A 5,881-nucleotide genomic window follows, 5' to 3' on the forward strand; every position below is an offset into this window, starting at 1 on the left:
AGCCTTCCTGAAGCAGGTGCTCTAAACCATGGATGGAAAACTCGCTGTCATCGGCCTGGGCAGCATCGGCTCCATGGCCCTCTGGCAGGCATCCCTCCTCACCGACTCCGTCGTCGGTTTTGAAGCACACACCCCCGCCCACGGCCGCAGCGCCGTGGGCGGGGACACCCGCCTGTTCCGGATGGTCTACCGCGGCAACCCCGACTACTACCCCATCCTCCAACGTTCCCGCGACCTCTGGACCGAACTCGAAGCCGAAACCGGGCAGGACATCCTCACCCGCTGCGGCGGCCTCTCCATCGGCACCACCAACGGCTCCTACCTAAGTGCTGTCATGGAAACCACCCGAGCCACCGGCGCCGAGCACGAGATCCTCAGCCACGAGGAGTTGGCTAAACGCTACCCCCAGCACAACCTCCGCCCCGACGACGGCGCCGTCTACGACCCCAACGCCGGCGCCCTGCGCACCGACAGGGCAGTCACCGCCGCTATCATGGCAGCACAAAACAACGGCGCTACCGTCCACAACAACACCCCCATCACCGACATCACCGAAACCACCGACGGCGTCCTCATCACCTCCGGACAAAAGTCCTGGACCTTCGAGAACGTCATCATCGCCTCCGGCGGCTGGTCCCAGCGGCTCATGCCGGACTATCTCAAGTCCAAAGTCCAAACAAAACGCGTGTTCCTGACCTGGTTTGTCGCCAAAGACGCCGCGCAGTACACCCCGGACAAATTCCCCATCTTTATCAGAATCTACGACGACCGCTCCATGTACGGGGCACCCGCCGTCGACGGTGCGACCGTCAAGGCAACCCTGGATGGCCGCGGCAAACCTACCCCCACCCCGGACGCAGTACCCAGGGAGCTCACCGAGGCCGAGACCGTGGAAACAGTCGAGACCGTAGCCGAGTTCTTCCCCGGCCTGTACCCCACTATCGTCCGCAATGACGCTTTCCCGGACCTCTTCACTAATGATTCCCAGCCACTTTTGGGCTTCGTCAGCGAAGCAAGCAGGATCTACACGGCCACTGGCTTCTCCGGAGCCGGCTTCAAGAACGCCACCGGATTCGGCGAAATCGCGGCACACGAAGCACTCGGGAAGCGCACGTTTGACCGCTTGGATTTCGTGCGACCACAGCGGTTCAAGGTCAGCTGACCAAGCGTCCGCAACTGGACGCCCCACCCTTATTCGCGTATTGTTGACAATCTACAGTTCACAAGAAAGTATGAAGCCATGGCAACACTGAGCCCCATCCTGAAGCAGGCGACCCCCGTGGTCGTCGACTACGCGTCCGGCAGTTGGATCCACGCTACCGACGGCAAGAAGTATCTTGACTTCACCACCGGCATCGGCGTGACCAGTACCGGTCACTGCCACCCGGACGTCGTTGCCGCAGCCCGCGAGCAGGTGGGCAAGATTGTCCATGCCCAGTACACGACCGTGATGCACAAGCCCCTGCTGGAACTCACCGAGCTCCTCGGCGGCGTCCTTCCCCAGGGCTTGGACAGTGTCTTCTACGCGACCTCCGGCTCCGAAGCCGTAGAGGCTTCCATCCGGTTGGCCCGTATGGCCACTGGACGGCCGAACATCATTTCCTTCCAAGGCGGCTTCCACGGGCGAACCGTTGCCGCGGCTTCCCTGACCACGGCAGGAACAAAGTTCCGCTCGGGTTTCTCGCCGCTGATGAGCGGCGTTCACATAGCTCCGTTCCCGCACTGGTACCGCTACGGTTGGGACGAGGCCACCGCCGTCGAGTTCGCCCTGAAGGAACTTGACCAGATCCTGGTGACCGTCAGCAACCCGGCTGACACTGCAGGGTTCATCATCGAGCCTGTGCTGGGCGATGGCGGCTACATCCCCACCCCCGTGGCGTTCCTCCAGGGGCTGCGGGAACGCGCCGACAAGCACGGCATCGTGCTGATCCTGGACGAAGTCCAGGCCGGCGTCGGCCGCACGGGCAAGTTCTGGGGCCATGACTGGGCCGGCATCCGCCCGGACGTTGTGATCACGGCAAAGGGCCTGGCCAGCGGCTTCCCGATTTCCGCGATCGCCGCATCGGCGGAGCTGATGGGCAAGGCGTGGCCCGGCTCCCAAGGAGGAACATATGGCGGTAACGCCGTCGCCGCCGCGGCCGGTGTTGCCACCTTGGGCGTCATCAAGCGGGAGAACCTCGTGGAAAATGCACTCCTGCGCGGGAACGAACTGCGGGCAGGGCTTGACGCGCTGCAGGACCAGTTCGCCGGGATCGGCAACGTCCGTGGACGCGGCCTCATGCAGGGCGTCGAGTTCACGACGGCGGAAAACACCCCGGATGCGGAACTCGCCCTGGCCGTCCAGCAGGCCGCGATCAAGGAAGAACTACTCCTCCTGACTTGCGGCCCCCACGGCAACGTCATCCGCCTCATCCCCGCGCTGAACGTCACAAGCGACGAAATCCAGGCCGGGCTGACCCGGTTCACCCAGGCCCTTAAAACAGCCACCTTCTGACCCCCTTGACCACTGAAAGAGCGACATGACTTCCTCCTTGGATCCCACCACCCTCCTCACGGACCTCTTCATTGATGGTGTCTGGCAAAAGGCTGCGAACGGCGCTACGTTCCCAGTTGAAAACCCCGCCACCAACGAAGTCATTGCCCATGTAGCCGACGGCGGACCTGAAGACGCGGCGAAGGCCATTGAGGCCGCCGGCAGGGCACAGGCGGCATGGGGCAAGTCCACCCCGCGTGAACGCGCGGACATCCTCCGGCGCGCCTTCGAGTTGGTCATCGCCAACACGGACCGGCTCGCTGCGATCATGACAGCGGAAATGGGCAAGCCCCTCGGCGAAGCCAGGGGTGAGGTGGCGTACGGTGCCGAGATGCTCCGTTGGTTCTCCGAGGAAGCGGTCAGGATTGGTGGCGACAGCGCGCTCTCGGTCGACGGAAATACGCGCATTCTTGTCACGAAGGAACCGGTTGGTCCTTCGGTGCTGGTCACCCCCTGGAACTTCCCGCTCGCCATGGGGGCCCGCAAAATTGCCCCGGCTGTCGCCGCGGGTTGCACCATGGTGTTCAAACCTGCCGAACTGACACCCCTGACCTCCCTCGCGTTGGTCCAGATCTTCAGGGAAGCAGGCCTACCCGACGGCGTCCTCAACGTTGTGACTACTTCGGCAGCAGCCAATGTGGTCAGGACCTGGACGGATAGCGGCATCGCCCGGAAGATCAGCTTCACCGGCTCGACCGAAGTCGGCAAGATCCTGCTGCGTCAGGCGGCAGACAACGTCATGCGGTCCTCGATGGAACTCGGCGGCAACGCCCCGTTCATCGTCCTGGCCGACGCGGACATCGAAAAGGCCGTCGATGGCGCCATGAAGGCGAAGATGCGGAACATGGGTGAAGCCTGCACGGCGGCTAACCGGTTCTTCGTCCACCGCTCGGTGGTGGAGGAGTTTGGCGAGAAGTTCTCCAAAAAGATGTCAGAATTGCAGGTAGGCAACGGCGCTGAGGCAGGCACCGACGTCGGACCCCTCATCGAACAAAAGGGTCTCGACAAAGTCGAGAGCCTTGTTGCGGATGCTGTTTCCAAGGGTGCGCGCGTACTCACGGGCGGGAGTCGTCCCGAAGGACCGGGCTACTTCTACCGGCCCACCGTACTGACGGATGTGTCGTTGGATTCCGAGTTGATGTCGACTGAGATTTTCGGCCCGGTAGCAGCCATCGCCGCCTTTGACAGCGAAGACGAAGTGATCCGGTTGGCCAATGACACCGAATGGGGCCTCGTCGGCTACGTGTTCACGGAGAGCATGGATAAAGCCACGCGGTTCTCCGCGGAGTTGGAGGTTGGAATGGTCGGCCTCAACACCGGCATCGTGTCCAATCCCGCTGCTCCTTTCGGAGGGGTCAAGCAGTCGGGGCTGGGACGCGAGGGCGGAAAAGTGGGAATCGACGAGTTCCTGGAGTACAAGTACACAGCAATAGCGATCTAATAGATTCAAATTTGCCGAAGCATGGAATGAGGGGATGTCAATGGCGGCACCGGAGGCAATGTTCGTACTGGAGGGTCGTCCTACAGCGCAACTGATAGCTGATCAGTTGCGGGAAATGATCGTTCAGGGTGGCTTCAGCCCGGGCCAGCAGGTCAACGAGTCTGCTTTGGCGAGCCAGCTCAACACGTCCCGAGGCCCCCTCCGGGAGGCGCTGCAGCGGCTTTGCCAGGAGGGCATCCTGGTGAGCAAGCGGAATCGCGGGGTCTTTGTCCTCGAACTGACCACGGCTGACGTCAAGGAGATCTACGCCGTGCGTGAGGCCGTGGAACTCGCTGCCGCCAACACGCTCCTCGATTCAGGTCCCGAGCAGGTTGCGGATACCGTGCGGGAGCTCAAGGGCATCATCAAGGACATGGCCAAGCAGGTTGCCGCTTCGGACTGGCAGGCCATCGCCCGACTCGACATGCAGTTCCACACGGCCTTCGTTTCCGGCACCGGAAATACGCGCCTGATCCGGATCTACGAGACACTCGCCGCCGAAACCCGCATGTGCATCCTCAGCCTCGAAGTGAAGTATCCACGCATCGACGCACTGGTTGAAGAACACCAAGGCATCCTGGATTTACTTGAGGCCGGCGACCGCGAGGAACTTCAAAAGGCCATCAAGCGCCACATGAGCAAAGCGGTCGAAGACCTCACTTCCGAGCCTGAAGTCACGGGGATCATCGCCTAGCAGGTGAAAAGCAAGAAGGGCCCGGTTCGCTTGAACCGGGCCCTTCTTTCGTAGGTGATCACCTCTAGTAATTGTCAACAATTGACGATAAAATCGAGGAGCTTTATCTACCGGGCACCGCCGCCATGATCGCTGGCGGACAAACCCAACAGAACCGACCCCGTTGGCGAATCGGAAGAACAGATGAAAAATACAACTGCCGTCGAAAGCAGCGCGAAAAGTAGTCGCCTCTCCTTGTGGAGTTCACTGGAGCGCGGAGACGAGGTTGTCCTCGCCCTGCAGGGTTTCCACTACCATGCGGGCGTGGTCGATGATCGTACTGCCGACGGAAGGACTATCTGGGTAGTTGACGACATCGGAGACCGCAGGCTCTTCCATATCGACGATGAGTATGAGCTGTTTTTTGGCACCGAAGGTGCAGAGCGCGCCTGGCTTTGGCCCGCGTGACCGTTCAAGAATCCACGAAGACCCCCGATTCGCACCCTTGTCGGTTTTGGTTCAAGAAACCTTATGTTCAATTGTTGACAATCATGCCGTAATGGAGTTGTATTGCTTGGTGAATACGAACGAGATCCGGATCACCGTGGTCTCATGTGCCCGCTCAAGCGACCCTCAACATACCCGCAGGACGAGCTTCCAAGCAGCAGGGTGACACCCCCCCAGCGGATTTATCCAGCTGAACCCCATTCAAAGGAATGCATCATGAAGAGCATAAATATCGGTTCGACGGTGGCTGCCGGGCTTCCTGCCTTGGCTCAGCTGAGGGCTTGTAGCGCCGCTGCCATGACGACTGCGAGGCTCACGTGAAATCGCCGGAAATGCAGCAGAGTCCCGTTGAAACAAAGACCGCAAATGGCGGGTTGGATTCGGCGTTGAAGCCGCGGTTGAGGCGGCGGAGTGTGTTTGAGTACGGGGCATGGGTGGCGTTCGTGCTGCTGGCCGCGGGTGTGTTGTTCTCGGTCTCCACGAACCCGAACTTCAAGTGGGACGTGGTCGCGAAGTACTTCACGCATGAATCGATCCTGCGCGGGTTGATGCTGACCATCTTCCTCACGATCGCCTCGATGGCGTTGGGCACCCTGCTGGGCCTGGGCCTGGCCGTGATGCGGGCCTCGACCATCAAGCCCCTCGCCGCGACCGCCGGGGTCTACATCACGATCTTCCGCGGCACCCC

At 61.4% G+C, this 5,881-nt stretch carries 6 protein-coding genes; all 6 read left to right on the forward strand.

Features of this window, described 5'->3' with window-relative positions; translation table 11 throughout:
* Window positions 1-28 precede the first annotated feature (28 nt).
* Complete coding sequence (gene solA, locus AB0N65_RS20545) at window positions 29-1,162, forward strand: N-methyl-L-tryptophan oxidase (RefSeq protein ID WP_364166106.1); 1,134 nt, start codon at window positions 29-31, stop codon at window positions 1,160-1,162.
* Window positions 1,163-1,240: 78 nt separating this feature from the next.
* Window positions 1,241-2,494 carry an aspartate aminotransferase family protein gene (locus AB0N65_RS20550; RefSeq protein WP_364166109.1) on the forward strand — a complete coding sequence of 418 codons (1,254 nt, stop codon included), beginning with the start codon at window positions 1,241-1,243 and terminating at the stop codon, window positions 2,492-2,494.
* Between the two features lie 25 nt (window positions 2,495-2,519).
* On the forward strand, window positions 2,520-3,974 hold the full coding sequence (locus AB0N65_RS20555) for an NAD-dependent succinate-semialdehyde dehydrogenase (protein ID WP_364166112.1): 1,455 nt from the start codon (window positions 2,520-2,522) through the stop codon (window positions 3,972-3,974).
* A gap of 40 nt (window positions 3,975-4,014) precedes the next feature.
* Complete coding sequence (locus AB0N65_RS20560) at window positions 4,015-4,707, forward strand: GntR family transcriptional regulator (RefSeq protein ID WP_364166115.1); 693 nt, start codon at window positions 4,015-4,017, stop codon at window positions 4,705-4,707.
* A 183-nt stretch (window positions 4,708-4,890) separates the two neighbouring features.
* On the forward strand, window positions 4,891-5,154 hold the full coding sequence (locus tag AB0N65_RS20565; protein ID WP_364166118.1) for a hypothetical protein: 264 nt from the start codon (window positions 4,891-4,893) through the stop codon (window positions 5,152-5,154).
* A 452-nt stretch (window positions 5,155-5,606) separates the two neighbouring features.
* Window positions 5,607-5,881, forward strand: a 275-nt coding sequence (locus tag AB0N65_RS20570; protein ID WP_364166121.1) for an ABC transporter permease subunit, incomplete at its 3' end; no start/stop codon positions are given.

Origin of the sequence: Paenarthrobacter sp. NPDC089322, from assembly GCF_040684895.1 — a bacterium.
Classification (GTDB): Bacteria; Actinomycetota; Actinomycetes; order Actinomycetales; family Micrococcaceae; genus Arthrobacter.